The sequence below is a fragment of the Stenotrophomonas aracearum genome (genome assembly GCF_031834615.1).
GTDB lineage: Bacteria > Pseudomonadota > Gammaproteobacteria > Xanthomonadales > Xanthomonadaceae > Stenotrophomonas > Stenotrophomonas aracearum.
Window position 1 is genome coordinate 18073 of the sequence record NZ_CP115543.1, and the last position, 14487, is coordinate 32559.

The following is a 14487-nucleotide window of genomic DNA, read 5'->3' on the forward strand; positions in this document are numbered from 1 at the left end:
ATGCAGTCCGAGCGGCGCCTACAGGGACAGAGCGTCCTAGGTTTCTGAGTACTGATAGCATCTCCCCGAAAAGGAAATAGCATCTCCTCCGCAGCAAGCTTAGACGGCTTTCCAAACATATTTGGTTATCCCGCTTCCTCATGAAAAGGACCAGCGTATGCCCAAGCAAGTGAGAGGTTTATCAGTCTACCGAAGCACGATTGAGCGGCTGCCACAGTTTCGCATTCTTAGCGGCCCACTCACAGAACACCAAGCGGCGATGCTGGGATTCGACGACCTTCCGCTCGCAGGCGCTTCCATTGTGCCAAGCGCCGAAGGACCCGCGACGTTATTCAATGCCCGAGGCAAAGAGATCATCCGAAAGGACCTTCCGATGGTCACCAAGTCTCGATCAATCAATACCTCGTGGAAGGACTGGCACGGACACACTCACCACGGTACTCAGACAAGATCCTATGAGACCTATCCCAGGGAATACGTTGCACCACCTGGTGAATTCCTCACTGCTGTAGATACAGACAGTGGTATCGCAATGGCTACTAGGATCATTGACCGGACGGAGCCAGAAGAGAGCATTGCAAACCTCCTCAACATCTACCTGGAATGCTTCCAACACTTCGAAATCGTTGACCCGGACCTCGCGGTGCCGGTCAGGGTCGAGAAGATCAACTGGCGCATTCTCCCTCCGGGGAAGTTCCCGTTCGATAGAGCGATGCAGGTATTGGATAGTTATCTGAAGCAGTTGACCGACAGCGACCGCGCAGTCGCTAAGCAGCGCATCCGGACCATCACTCGTCACGAGCCCGACTTCATGGCAGTCGGATTAGGCGGTTTCAGTGAGTACATCGTTTTTGGGTTCACGGGAAGGAATCGATACGTGTTCGAGAGTCCCGAGTCAGGCAATGCCACTTACATCTTCAGGAACGAGTGGGAGGCGGTGTCTCAGCTCACCAAACGCCAGATCCTTCAAGAGCAGCTGCAGGAGACCAGGATCATCCACACCTCGCGTTGGGCCGTAGAGGTCTCAGAAGCAATCCAACGGAAGTGAAGTGGTTGGGCAAAGTTTCAGAGGGGCGTAGCCCGAACCGGTACCCTGTGACCCACGCCATGGATAGCTACCTACCGATGCGTTTACTCAGGCTTAGAAGCTTAGACAGGAACTCCCAATGAAGCCAACCATCCTGGCACTGGACCTCGAAGGCACGCTCATCTCCAACGCAGTCAGTCAGATTCCTCGCCCTGGGCTTCACCGGTTCCTAGAGGATGTCCGATCGCAGTTCGAGGAACTTGTACTGTTCACTACGGTTCCCGAGGCACTTGCAAGAAGAATTGCCGGACTCCTGGCTAGGGAAGGCAGTGTTCCGGCATGGTTTGTCGAGCTTCGATACATCCACTGGTCTGGAAGGACAAAGGATCTTTCCTATGTCTCCCCCCACGTGGGTGAAGCCCTTCTCTTGGATGACCATGGCCCCTATGTGCATGATGGGCAGGAGAGACTGTGGGTCGAGATCCCGCTGTTCGGCTCCCCGTACTCGTCAGACGATGACGGGTTGCAGATCGCAGCTGAACGCCTGACCGATCGCATCATTGAACTGCAGAGTGCATCCGACCTTGGCCACATGATCGCCGATCATGGCTGAGCAGCGCGTTGTCTCGATGGCTCGTTGAAAGAGCGCGTATGCAGCGGCCGTCCTCTCGCACATTCGGCACAGTTAGGGATCAGCACGCGGGCAGCACTCGAGAAACTCTTTGATAGCGTCGCTCCGGAGAACCCGGAGACGGCCAACCAAAGGTTGCCAGCAATCAAAAGTGGTGCAGTGGCGTTGCGGCAACCTTACCTTTGCCGGCAGCAATTGAATCGGTAGCTCCAGGCGTACCCACTGCCCAGCCAACACGCTTCCCTAAAGAACGCGCAGTAGCAACCGCGGCGTCTCCCGATTGATGATGTCAACTCACTGCCAGCCTTGGGTAGCCATTGACCGCGCGCTACCGATTGCCGCGCCAAGCGGACACCAACATTGGTACTGAAGGAGCAAATCTAGCCTGCGCGACGAACGAACCCACCTCTCTGTTGCGCACTTCCCCCGTACCAGCGAGCAGGTCTTCCTTCACACCGAGCGTACCAGTAGGGTCACGATCACGCGTAAATATATGAATCAATGGAAGTAAAAAGTAGGCATGATTCTCATTTCAGTTGTTAACGTACCGTAAGGCTCACAGCAAAAAAAACTTTCCGTATACCTGATAGCTTTCGGCGCCATGGTCTATGACGTCGAAATATGCACCGCACGTGCAATCGCTTCGGAAGCGACAGGAATCAAGTGTGCGCAAGGCGTACCCTTACCCGAAGGCTTCTGCTTTTTGGTCAGCAGGTCTGATGGAACGATCGTTCAGCCCGCTTTTGAATTCTTTGCAGATGCCCATCTAACGATCGGTCCAAAGCCAAAGCTTGCCTGCAGCAAGAACACAACCGCAGCTATCGCGGCTGACCTCACCGACTTCCATCACTTTCTTGACGCAAGAAAAAAGCTCGTTTCCGACGTAGATGAGGATCTCCTCAGATCCTATGCGGACACCTTGACTGACCTGGACTCTGCGGTGACCTTGGATAAGCTCGCCGCCGCGACTATTCATCGAAGATGGTCGACCGTGACCAAGCTAATCGCATTCTGCGTGAAACGGGGATACCTGAGGAAGGCACCAGCGCTGCTGAGCAAGCAGACGAAGCGAGGAACTGTTCAAGTTCTCGACGTTGGCGTCGACCTTCCCGGGCTGAACGACGCTGACGAACTCATCACTGCGCTCCATCCCGAGACCGTCGTCGGTATTCTTGACGAACTAGGTCCAAACCCTGTGCTCGAGCGAAACGGTCTGGTTGAACTGGCATACGCAACCACGGCGCAGCGATTGATGGCTGAGCTTTGCTATCAAGCAGGACTGAGGCGGGCGGAAGTGTGCGATCTCAAAGCGAAAACCATCCTTCAGGCCCGTACGGAAGGGCGCGATCCTCTCACTGCAGTCGCCATCCCCGTGCTCGGGAAAGGTAACAAGAAGCGCAATGTTCCCGTTCCAGTCTGGCTACTCAACGCGTTGAAGCGCTATGCCAAAGGTGTTCGGCAGCGCCTCGTTGACCTCCGACTGGGATACCACAAGCTCGAGGATCACGGCGTCCTATTCGTCCTCGACGCAAACAACCGCAAGCATGCGGGCAATCCGATAACCCCGCAGATCTTCGACCGGCATTTCGCCCAGGCCAAGGACAGGCTGCTCAAACGGCTCTCCAAAGAGCGTGACCTGGCTCGCTACGAATCCACGCAGCGCGAGCGAATAACCATTCACGCCCTTCGACACACCTTCGCCTTGTACACGTACATGGAGAAGCGCGCAAACGGTGACATGGATGCGATCAAGTATGTTCAGTCGGTACTGGGACACAGTCTCAGGGATACGACTGAGTCCATCTACCTGCGAAGCGCGAACGCATTCGAGAGCGAAACCAGGGAATCGATCAGACTGCACCTTGAAGGTCAACCCTTTATGCGAATCGGCGTCGAGGCCTGACGAGTTGGAGCTCACACGGCTCCACGGCCAGCATACGCACTACTCCTCGCATGTGACCGACTCACCTTATCAAATCAGATTGAACACGGATTGGAGCGTTACGTGGCAGGAAGAAGATCCGCCCAGCTGCGGCACGCCGTAGTAGTTGAGGAAAAGGTAGGCAACACAAAGAAATGGGATGTCCGCGAGAGCGCTGGTCGCCTAGAAGTCGCGTTCAGGCGCGCCGGAGACCTGCGCGACAACATCGTTAATCTCAGCCGGTGGAAGGGCATAGGTGCAGCGGCACCGCTCTTCGCCGAGGCGTTCTGCCGAGCTAACAAGAACAGCAGGGAGACGACTAGATCCTCTTCAGCTAACAACATCGTGAGTGGCCTGGTGCAGTACCTAACCGTAAAAGGGGTAAAGATAAGCGGCCCAGACGACACTCCAATGGATCTCGGCGAGTCCTTTCTAACGTATCTGAAAGGTAGGGATACCACGCACCCGACAGTTCTCTCGGTGGAGACCCAGCGCCACTATTACGGGACCTTCAAGAAGGTCGTTCTTGCGCTGCACGAGATGGATCCACGGTGGAAGGTGATCCGTATTCCGCCAAAGCCGTTCGCAGGACTGCCACGGAAGAGCAAGCCGAAAGAGCTGGACCGTGCGGCTTGGGCCAACGTCATGAAGGCGGCGGTCGAAGAATGCATATCGACAATGGACGAAGTGTGGCCGCTTCTAGATAGGGTTCACAGTGCCCTCGCTCAGAAGAAAAAGGGCGACGCTGTATCGCTAAGCGATCCGGCAGAGGCAATTGCTCAAATATTGGCAAACTTTGACGGTCATCTTCCTCGCCAAGGCGCGGTTCACAAGCTCCCAGGCGTAGGAAAGATCAGCGAAAGCGAGTACTTCCGTCTGAGGAGACTAGCGCACCCGATCGGCGGCGATCTGATCCCATTCTTTCTCGTACTAGCCATGCACTCGGGCTTCAACGAGCAGCCACTTAGAACACTCACCCTGAATGGCATATCGGAGCACTACCCGCTTGGACAAAAGCGAACGGTGATCAAGTCCTCCAAGCGCAGGGCTGGAAGTTCCGCTCAGGGCGCGACACAGCGAGCAGCCTTCCCCGCTAGCGATCACCCGCTAGCGCCTGAAAGATTGATCAGTTTCGTTATTGCTTGGACCAAACGAATCAGAGACTACGCTGCTGGTGAGCTTGCCAATGACTTCTTCCTCCACGCAGTTTCCGAAGGCGGGCGGCACAAGCGCCGAGGAATGCACATCGACTCCTACTCAGCCAGAACCGACGACGTGACCACGCGGGTGACCGGTTACATCACGTTGTTCTGCAAACGAAGGGGGCTTAAGTACTCTGGCTCTCAAGCAAACAGGCTTGCGTTCTCCGAAGCGGTTGATGGGCTGACCGACGGCGACGCCTTCGAGCTCCGAGCAATGCTAGGCCATCGGCTACTGTCAACTGGTCAAGACAGTTACCAGACAACCACGATGCAGCATCGGCAAAAGGAACAGCTGGCAGGAGCCATGACCGCACAGGAGCGCTGGGTGACTTCAAATGGAAAGATCGACACACGCTCCGCCCGAAGTGATCGTGAGCAAACGGCAGCCACGCAGGGCTTCTGCTGTGCAGATCCATTCCAAAGTCCTCAACCAGGGCAGCGCCATGGAAAGCTCTGCACCAGCTATGGTTCCTGTCCTGCATGCCCGCTCGCCGCAGCTGATCCAAACGAAGCCTACGCGCTCGCGCGCTTTCTTCAACTGCAGGAGCTATACGAAGAAGCCAGGGCAGAGCTCGGCAGCGAGATCTGGAGGCGAAAGTTCGAGAATGCCTATCTCGCTCTCCGCGATTCATGGATCCCAGCAGTGAGCACAACTGCGAATCGACAATCAGCGATGATGATCATGCTGACGCCCCTGCCTGGACTTGAATAGTCCGGCTGTACCGCCACTAGCGAATCAATTCTAGAGATATGGCTATGCCCGCAGCAAGAAAGGTCGAAACAGCGCAGGCAGCGACCCTGCATCCTTCCTTCCAAGTTGACTATGACAGTGATGTCTGGACCTTTGCCCAGACCACGGTCGGCCAACAGAAGGAGTTTGTCACAGTTGACTGGGCAATCCCTGTGGCACGCGGAGAGTTGCTCACGGACTACAAGCACAGAGGACTGCTCTCTGAGCTGAAGTGCTACCTCAAGACCGCCATCATTGAGGACACCGTACGTATGACGGTTGGGTCTATCCCTGGCACTTACATGGGCATGAGGGAGCTGGTGAAGTTCATGGGAGAGCGGGAGATCCACTCCCTCTTCGATATCACCACGGCGATGAGCTGGGACTACGTCGAAGGTCTCGAAGAGCAGTACATGACGGCCCGAAGTGATGCCGGTCGAGACAGGGCGTGGACGCATGCGACCGCCTACAAACTCATCCATCCACTTACACAGATCTACGAAATCGCGGACAGCTTGCGCGCCAGAGGCGGACAAGCACCGTGCGAAGCGCCGTTTGACGGAAGAAAGACCTACGACGTCGTGACAGAGCCGCTCGGGCTTGCTCGAACGGGTGGATTGATGCCTGTCCCGGACGAGATCTCGGTACCGATTCTTTCCTACGCATGTGAATGGATTGAGTACGGCTCGGAGGATGTGATCAGACTTCAGGCTGAGGTCATCCCGATGCTGATCGACGCAAGAAGTGCTACGGGACCGAGACGAATCGCCTGCTTTCGTCAGATCAAACGGCACATCGAGGAGTTCCAGATGAGCCCGATCCCAGGGACACTGACACCCTGGCATGAGCCATTGGCCACCATAGATCGGATTGATGACGCTGGTGACGAGCGCGAGATTAGCGGAACTCAGGGCCTGAGACGCCTAATACTAATGACTCAAAGCGCATGCAGTGTCTTGCTGCAGGGATGCACCGGGATTCGAGCTCATGAGCTGATTGGCCTCTCCCTGGACCACGATCCGACGCTACAGCACGGTGTGGTCAAGTCAGTGACGTCGCTAGACGGACTAATGGAGGTGTTCTCCATCTGTGGCATTTCCGCCAAAAGGGAAGCGACTCGCCATGAGTGGACTGCCGGACTGCGCCCGTTGGGCACGAATCACCTGCCGATCGTGCTGAAATTCGTCGAGGTGCTGGTGCGGCTAATGGAGCCTTGGCGAGCACTATCGGGCACTAAGTCACTGATGCTCAGCTTCTCCCACGCCAAGTCCCTTCCATCGGGTCCCGATGGAATCGGCCGAATGACAGCATCCAGAAATTCTCTGCTGCAACGTGAGTTTGCCGTCGAAGCCCTCACGAAGAAGCGTGGCATCGAAACGACGCAAGCTGTTTACGAGGTGAGGTACCTACGCCCGCAGCGATGGAGGATCACCTTTGCGCACTATGTGTTCCGATCCAAGCCGGAACTAATGCCAGCGCTACGGACGCACTTCCGTCACATGAGCGAGCAGATCACGGATCAAGGGTACATTGGAAACGATGCGGCTCTGCTCGAGAACTTGGAAGGAGAGAGAGTCATGGAGACCTCTCGGTTCCTAGTTCAAATCACCCTCGGCAGGCCGATCGGAGGTGGACCGGCGCAGCGTCTTCTCATGCAGCATGCCGAATCAATGACCGAGGCACTGTCCAAGATGGACGGAGAGACGCCGATCGATAAGGCCGTGGCATACGTGAAACTCACCGACCTGCGGATATGGACAGGGACCTACGCAAGTTGCCTGATTGATATGTTGCCTGACCGTTCCAGCTGCAACCCACAAGCAAGCCTCCTCACTGTCCGCGCCTCGCCGAACTTCGGCCTACGGTCGCCCGGCCTGTGCGCGGGGTGCAAGTGCTGCATCATCCTGCCAGAGCATAAGGACTTTTGGGAGGATCGCCTCCTGAAAAATCAGGCCATTGTCCAGATGGAGCGGACCAACTCTAGGGATCAGTATTCCAAGATTGCTATGAGCCGTGTTGTTCAGAGTCGAGCAGTGCTGAGGATGATATCCAACGCTACCGGGGACGCTTCCGATCGTTCCGGCGAAAGTTGACGACATTTGCTCCATCGTCTCTCTTGGTACTCTGCTTCTGAAGCCGGGACACTGCGAGTTGGAGAGATGCGTTGTGGATGTTGGTCTTGTAAAGCAGAGCCTTCAACCTTGCGTTCTCAGCCTTAACCCTGGCGAGCTCTTCAGCTACTGAGCCTCGCCTCTCCTCCTCAGCCAGCTCCTGAATTTTAAGCCAGACGTGCCCAAGTCGAGCGTGCCTTGATCCAAAGCTCCCTCTATTTACTCCTGCCTCTGCCGCGACCGCGGTAGGCGTGATGATCCGATGACCTGCGGCCATCTTTGCCTTCAGCAGTTCATTGGTCGGGCGTCGCTTCACCAGGCGGTCAAGAGCGGCCAATGCCTTATCCTCTACTGAGTTGGGTCTGCTCATTCTGCTGTCCGCTGACGCATCATTGGTAAGCAGATAGCCTACGCCACCTTCGCCGCCCAATCATCTAGGTGGGACAAGGAGAACCTTGAAATCAATCCTGATGCAGTCGCTGCCCGGCGAGACCCACGTTCTTCAGACCCAGATGTTCAGCAACGACTTTGGGACAAGGTCCATTGTGACCATTGCAATGATGAAGCGCCGCAAAGCTTCGTGCCTGATAGGGCGCAGAATGGTTAGGTTGAGGCTATGGGGTCGGGGTCAGCGTTGGGGTACTGGAGCAGATCACCAGCCCTTTCGCACCACGCGTGAGGGCTACATAGAGGTTCTGCACGCTCATGCTCTCCGGATAGAGGACCACGGCAATGTCTGCCTCGAGACCTTTCAGAAGGAGAGTGCTGCCGACTGCTCTGCGCGCAATGGGGCGGCTGAGGTGACGATTTCGCTCGCGGGCATGAAGTGCGGCTCCTAATAGATCTTGCTCTCCGTTGATAACGCTTCGCATGGCTGATCGACAGCAGTGCAGAATCTCGGGCCGATAGACCCGAGTGCCTGTCTGTTCGGCCAAAGCGTCCACCAGCCGCAAGGCGCGCGTCATGGTCCGCTCGGACTCAAAGGCGACTGCCTCAGCTTCTACAGGAGTTGGAGGTGTCCTGGCTCTCCCTCTACGAATGGTACCGACACGCGTCACTAGATTCGCCGTGCCGACGCCCGTCATCATGAGAGCGGAGAAGGTGGCCAAGTCTTGCAGCGCACTAGGAGCCTGAAGATTGAATTGCCTGGCGAAGTTGACGAGGTCTCGCATGTCCACGGCTTCTACCGCCATTGCCCCAGGCGTTTGGCTGGTGAGTTGGTGGCGGCCTTGAACATTCATGGACTCGCCAATTACCAGAACCGTTCCTTGGCTACCAGGCGCATTGGTCCGTGCCGCAGTCAATCTTTGCTGCACTTCACTACCGGCAACCAGCTGGATCCAACGAACGGATGACGGAGCCGTAGTTAGATCAATGGGTAAGCCGGCCGTAAGAGCATGCCTTTGGGATAGCAGCCACTGGCCCAGCTCTTCATTACCTGCAATTTGCCAGCGCCAAGGGGTTCGAAGGCTACCCGCTGCTGGGAAGGACGATTGAACGTCTTGTTCCCAGTGAACCAGCCGATTTCCGCCAAATCCGAAGATGGCCTGCAGAGGGTCACCGAGGACGCACGTGGGCAAAAGCGCAGCGAGGGTGGACACGATGGAGTGCTGAACGGTGCTGCAATCCTGATACTCGTCAACCAAAAGCCGGGCGTAAGTGGCTGCGATGGGTGCAGCGATATGCCCCGAGTCCAAGAGTTGCCGGAATGATTCACGGATCGCGGGGTAGTCGCTACCCGCGTTGTTGAGCTCCAAGAGTTGGGGATGATGGCCACTGCGCGCCGGGAACTTGGCGATGAGACGCATAGCGAATCCATCAATCGTCGACAGCCGATAGGCAGAGCTGGGCACCCCCGCGCGTTTCAAGCGTGTCCTCAACGCGGTGACGCCAGCATTTGTGTGAGTCAGAACAAGGATCGGTCTGTTCCCAGAGTGGGATGCCAGCGCCTCGGCAATCAGCTGGGTTTTGCCGCATCCTGCTGGGGCGGTGATCGATCCGCGTTGGATAGCTAGCAGATCGATTTCAGGCAGCACGGGTAAAGGCCCAGAGTTGGTCTACTACTGCCTTGAAGCTAGCGTCCGCGTTTGCGTAGCCCCGAGAGACGATATCCAGGACGATTGACTGGTAAGTCGTAAGCGACTTGAACCAGCTATTCTTTTTGATACGGGAGACTTCGCCAAGCAGTACGCGAATATCAGGCGGATAGGGTGAATTCGGCCTCAGCGCTTCGATGGACGCCAAAGTTGTTAGACCGTTCGATTTGGCAACCAGCTGTTGGTTCATAAGATCTTCGCCAACACGCTCTTTAGCCTTCAGGAGCAGGGCATCAATCGATGTGTCAGGAAGGCAGAGGAACAGCTCGTCCTCCAACGTCATTCCTGCCCGCCAAGTCACGAGGCTGCCGCCTGATTGAAGATATGCTTCTGCAACACCTGGAGCGGCAGGTTTGTCAGCGTCTATGAAGACGAGGACTCGGTAACCCAGATCCATAAGCGCAGTCGCTCGGGCAAAAGCGTTGTCCGGAGTGCCTCCGCCTGCATTGACGTATGCACCACCTAAAGCCAAGAAAGAGGATTCTTTGCTGGCTACCCCCCATAGATCGAGGCCACGCACAAACCCTACCTCGCTTGCTCCCTCGCACACAATCACAGACTTCGCCAGAAAGGCCTCCGGGTCAGTGCGCAGCGTGCTTTGAATCTCGTCGGTCGAGCCAGCGGAAATGACGACATGGCCAGCCGGTCGTGGCCGAACTACAAGCAGCTGCTCACCTGAAAGCTCACGAAGTGCCACAGGGGAGTGTGTTGTGAGAAACGCTTGGAGAGGCGGCGGCGTCTCCTTGGCTCCCAAGGAATCCAGCAGCCGCATGAGCCGATGGGGCTCTAACCCATATTCCACCTCATCCACCAAGGCAATCGGCGCTGACTCCGCCGCGGCCCGTTGAAGTCCCGTCACCAAGAGTCGAGAAGAACCCGTACCAAGGGACCGAAGGGGGATGCCTGCCTCGCTGTGAAGCGCGATGGCGCCTTCGCCGATGGAGACGGAGTGCGAGTCGAGTAAGGCCTGCGGCATCGATCCGACGTCAACTCCAAGGCTCTGGGCAGTTGTCCGGACGATTCCGAGTGTCTGACTCAGGTGGGGCGATGCTTGAGCGCCAAAGTTGGCGCGCGCCTGACGCGCTGCTAGAGCGAGCTGGGCTCCCAATTCTGCGCGCTCGTCTGTTAGCCGGTTGAGCACCGACCCGCGGCTCCAAGATAAGTTGGAGCTTGTAAAGCTGCCGATGCGTGCCGGAGCTAACACGATGCGTTCTTTCCAAGGCAGGCTTCGTTCCAAGCCTTGTTGAAGCGACCTATCGGAGATCAGCGTCCAGCTGGGCTCAAGGTCCGCCCCGACTTGAAGCAGCAGCGTAAGCACTGTCTCCAACCCCGCGGCGGGTTCGTCTTCTAGGGTGTCAAATACCGAATCGAATCCTCGCAAGAAGTCGCCATAGACATCAATGTCCATCAGCGATGCCGGCAGTTCCCCGAATGTCACGGCAATACGAATGGGCTCTGAGACATCGAGGTCAAAAAAGTCCATGTCGCCGAAGGAAATGCTTCGTCGAGCACCCAAGCACAGGTCGATGGCATCGAGGATGGTGGACTTGCCACTATCGCCAGGACCGATCAAACAGTTGATGCCCGGGGCGGGCGACCAGTCGAGCGCCTTGATGGATCGAAAGTTCCGAATGGCCAAATGGCGAATTCGAGGCATGGGGCGTCCTGTAAGAGGCTTGGTCAACGGTCCGTGTAGGACGCAGACTGACACCAACTCCTACTACGCCCCTGAGGCAATCCTAGCCCTAAAGCGTTCTGCCAGTCATTGGCTCATTGGTGGAACTTGGCGCCACGCCGAGCTGCTTCGCGAACTTCCCTAACCTGTAACGCGGCAACACTGAGAGAGCGGTTCCAGGTCGCTTCTTCCGTGGTCACCTGCCCGCTTGCAGGCGACGGAGGTCCGTTCATCGCCAACAGCGGACTTCCCTGAGCGAAGGAAATTGGTTCGCGAAGCTGAATAGGCTTAAGCTGGTGTCCGCCCGGCGCGCGGCGGTGCTAGGATTCGGCCATGGACATCGGTCGGACAACCTTAACCGTCGGCGTCGCCATAGTCGCGGTTTCTTGCGGCGGGTCCCAGGGGCGCTGGACTGCCTTTGTCTATCCGCCCGGCGCGTCCACTCAGGAAGTCCGTCACGCTGTTTATGGCGATTACGACACCTTCGAGCATTGCCAGGCGGCTGCAATAGCCGCCCTGAGAAATAGCCCTCCACTGCCAGGGGCGCAGGAAGTGGGATCTTACGAATGTGGGCGCGCGTGTCGATATGACGTCGACATGGACTTGTACGTCTGCGACCAAACTCGCAAGTAGGTAGCTCCGTGCTCGCCGCCCGCCTGGCGCCTTGGTCAGCCTGGCCAGCGTGTGTGAAGTTGATCGATGACAAACCGGTGACGGTGCGTGCCATCCACGTCTCGGTGTGCCAAGAGGTGCGGGTCGTCCTCAGCAAGATGTTCGTGCTTATGCGCTATCTCCTCTGGATCGTGCGCCGGCCATCTGCGCCACGCGGCGACCAAACCGAGTGTGGCCAGAATCCCCAAGGCGGCCAAGGCAACATGCAAGCCGTAGCGCGCACCAACCCACCCGGCGAGTGGATAGGCGATCAACCAGCAAACATGCGATAGGGAAAATTGGGCAGCGAAGAGGAATGGTAGATCGGCGGACTCAGCCGAACGCCGCAGCAGCCGCCCGCCGGGGGTAACCAAGCCGGCATACGCCATGCCCAGCAGCGTCCAGGCCGGAATGACCGCCGTCCACCCGGGATGTCCCTTCAGGGCAAACCAGACGCCAAGGAAGGTAACCAGGACAACTGACATGAACAGTCCTGCAGCCAACATTACTGTCCGGTCCGAAATGCGGTCGAGAACCTTCGGAAGAAGAAGTGCGACCAGCATGGACCCGCCTCCGAAGGCCGCCAGCGCCCATGCAACCTGCTCCTCCGCCCCGCCCAGAACGGTGCGGACCATAACCACCGTATTGACGAACACCATCGCGCCGCCGGCTGCGGCGCAGAGGTTCAACGCGAGCAGGCCCTGCAATCGCGGTGTGCGGAGGTAGATTCGCATTCCACGGATGGCTCGGGCATAGGGACCGTCCTTGGAAGAGACCGCAGCGAGGGCCGGGAAGGTGGTGGACGCGACGAGCAGCGCCGAGAGGATGAAACCTACCGAGGTACCAGCGAACAGCCCGTGGAAGCTAATGATCGTCAGCAGTGCGGCAGCAAGCGCCGGGCTCAGCAGGCTTTCAAGGTCATATGCCAATCGGGAAAGTGAGAGCGCACGGGTGTAATCACGCTCTTCTTGAAGAATTTCGGGGATGGTGGATTGAAACAGCGGCGTGAAACATGCCGATGCCGACTGCAGCACAGCGATGAGGACATACACCTGCCAGATCTCGGTGACGAAGGGCAGGCAGACCGCCACAACCGCACGAACCAGATCGAGTGCGATCAGCACCCGCTTGCGCAGCCGTGCAGGGACCAACGCTCCTGAAACGGGCGCCAAGGTCACGTACACGACCATCTTGATCGCCAGCGCGGTGCCCAACACCGCTCCGGCCTGGCTGCCAGCGAGGTCGTAGGCCAGGAGGGCAAGGGCGACAGTCGCCAAGCCGGTTCCGACCAGGGCGACTATCTGGGCACCAAACAGGCGCCGAAACGCCGGGTGACTCAGTACTTCGAGCATGGGATTGTCCTGGTAGCAACGTTCTGACGGCACCAACCCGTGTGCGCCCTTTTGCCCGGATTCAGGGCAGAGGCGGCAGACAGGCGGAGTGTACGCCCACCACTGTTCGGGTCGAGGTGACGACCCCGCCGGAATGGCAGGGTCGTTGGCTAAATCCGAGTGGATTTACTTCTTCTTCGGAGCTGCCTGTGCGTCGCAACGTTCCTTCAGCGCCTTGGTCTGGGCATCCTTGAGGTCCACCTTGTACTTCGAACGGTCGGCAAGCTGTTCGCAAGTCGTCGGCTTGGCCTTGGGAGCAGCCGGGGGAGCCGGATCGGCATGGAGGGCAGGATCATGAGCGGATGCCGTGGTGAAAAGGGACATGCTGAAAAGCAGGCCGGCAATTACTGCGCTATGAGTTTTCATGTTGTTTCTCCTCGGGTTGGGTCGGCGAAGTGCCGGGTGTTACGGCTGATAGATGTCGGCTTGGTAGCCCACAAGTTCGATGCTCACGGTCACCGGCGTGTCGCTTCGGTTCTGCCAGTACCACCCATGAGTTCCTTCAAATGGCGCGACGAAGGTGCCGTGCGCCTCCCGCTGCGCAGCTTCGACGGCGTAGCTGGTCCATGCACCCTTCACGTCGGGCCGCTCACCATGCATATCGACTGCTACATCACCGGTCGCCTTCCAGCTGAACAGCATTCCCGCGCCAGCAGCCATGTGGGATTTGACCTCTTTGCCTTTCCCCGGCTCCAGCGTGATCGTCATCGCGTCCTGGCGAAGCTCACCGTTGGTGAGCGATACCGCGGCTGGATCAAGCGATTGCCCCTTGTTCGCCCCGAACGCAGCCGCAGCCTTTTCCGCCAAGGTGGTCGCTGCGTCCGATGCTGTCGAGGACGTCGGCGTAGCCGGGTCTGCGGCGGTGCTTCCGCCGTCTGCCAGGGCAGTCAGGCCCAGCGCTCGGCCGATCCCGGTGGGATCAATGCCGTACTCCGCCGGCAGAACGGCCGTAACGAGAAGCGCGCCGGCAATGGCGGCAGCGACAAGGGTCGACTTCAGCAGGCGGCCAGTCGTGGGAAGTGGTTGATTGATAGTGATTGACATGATGGGTC

At 57.8% G+C, this 14487-nt stretch carries 11 protein-coding genes; 5 read left to right on the top strand and 6 right to left on the bottom strand.

Annotated features, from left to right (window positions below; genetic code table 11):
• The first annotated feature begins 157 nt into the window (after positions 1-157).
• The 5 genes from PDM28_RS00095 to PDM28_RS00115 all read left to right on the top strand — a co-directional run bounded on the left by PDM28_RS00095 (position 158) and on the right by PDM28_RS00115 (position 7604).
• On the top strand, positions 158-1048 hold the full coding sequence (locus PDM28_RS00095) for a hypothetical protein (RefSeq protein WP_012478636.1): 891 nt from the start codon (positions 158-160) through the stop codon (positions 1046-1048).
• A 118-nt stretch (positions 1049-1166) separates the two neighbouring features.
• Positions 1167-1640, top strand: coding sequence for an NIF family HAD-type phosphatase (locus PDM28_RS00100; protein WP_021204601.1), 474 nt, complete (start codon positions 1167-1169; stop codon positions 1638-1640).
• Positions 1641-2259: 619 nt separating this feature from the next.
• The gene (locus PDM28_RS00105) at positions 2260-3561 is read left to right on the top strand and encodes a tyrosine-type recombinase/integrase (RefSeq protein ID WP_012478638.1); all 1302 of its coding nucleotides are present in this window, start codon (positions 2260-2262) and stop codon (positions 3559-3561) included.
• Positions 3562-3651: 90 nt separating this feature from the next.
• Positions 3652-5493: a hypothetical protein gene (locus tag PDM28_RS00110; RefSeq protein WP_021204602.1), complete on the top strand. Its 1842-nt coding sequence runs from the start codon at positions 3652-3654 to the stop codon at positions 5491-5493.
• Between the two features lie 44 nt (positions 5494-5537).
• A complete protein-coding gene (locus tag PDM28_RS00115) occupies positions 5538-7604 on the top strand; it encodes an integrase (protein WP_311183298.1) in 2067 nt (688 codons plus the stop codon).
• Here the strand turns inward: PDM28_RS00115 and PDM28_RS00120 are convergent.
• The 6 genes from PDM28_RS00120 to PDM28_RS00145 form a co-directional block, all read right to left on the bottom strand.
• Positions 7567-7992, bottom strand: a complete 426-nt coding sequence (locus tag PDM28_RS00120) for a hypothetical protein (protein ID WP_125892599.1) — start codon at positions 7990-7992, stop codon at positions 7567-7569. The two genes, PDM28_RS00115 and PDM28_RS00120, sit on opposite strands and share 38 nt — an antisense overlap.
• A gap of 244 nt (positions 7993-8236) precedes the next feature.
• Positions 8237-9658, bottom strand: a complete 1422-nt coding sequence (locus PDM28_RS00125; protein ID WP_012478642.1) for a UvrD-helicase domain-containing protein — start codon at positions 9656-9658, stop codon at positions 8237-8239.
• Positions 9648-11375 (bottom strand): ATP-dependent nuclease, encoded by a 1728-nt coding sequence (locus PDM28_RS00130; RefSeq protein ID WP_005414983.1) that lies wholly within the window; start codon positions 11373-11375, stop codon positions 9648-9650. Before PDM28_RS00130 ends, PDM28_RS00125 begins: the two co-directional genes overlap by 11 nt.
• Positions 11376-12061: 686 nt before the next feature.
• Positions 12062-13396: an MFS transporter gene (locus PDM28_RS00135; protein WP_005414984.1), complete on the bottom strand. Its 1335-nt coding sequence runs from the start codon at positions 13394-13396 to the stop codon at positions 12062-12064.
• A gap of 165 nt (positions 13397-13561) precedes the next feature.
• Positions 13562-13801, bottom strand: a complete 240-nt coding sequence (locus PDM28_RS00140) for a hypothetical protein (RefSeq protein WP_005414985.1) — start codon at positions 13799-13801, stop codon at positions 13562-13564.
• A gap of 39 nt (positions 13802-13840) precedes the next feature.
• On the bottom strand, positions 13841-14479 hold the full coding sequence (locus PDM28_RS00145) for a hypothetical protein (RefSeq protein WP_046272255.1): 639 nt from the start codon (positions 14477-14479) through the stop codon (positions 13841-13843).
• Positions 14480-14487: the final 8 nt, after the last annotated feature.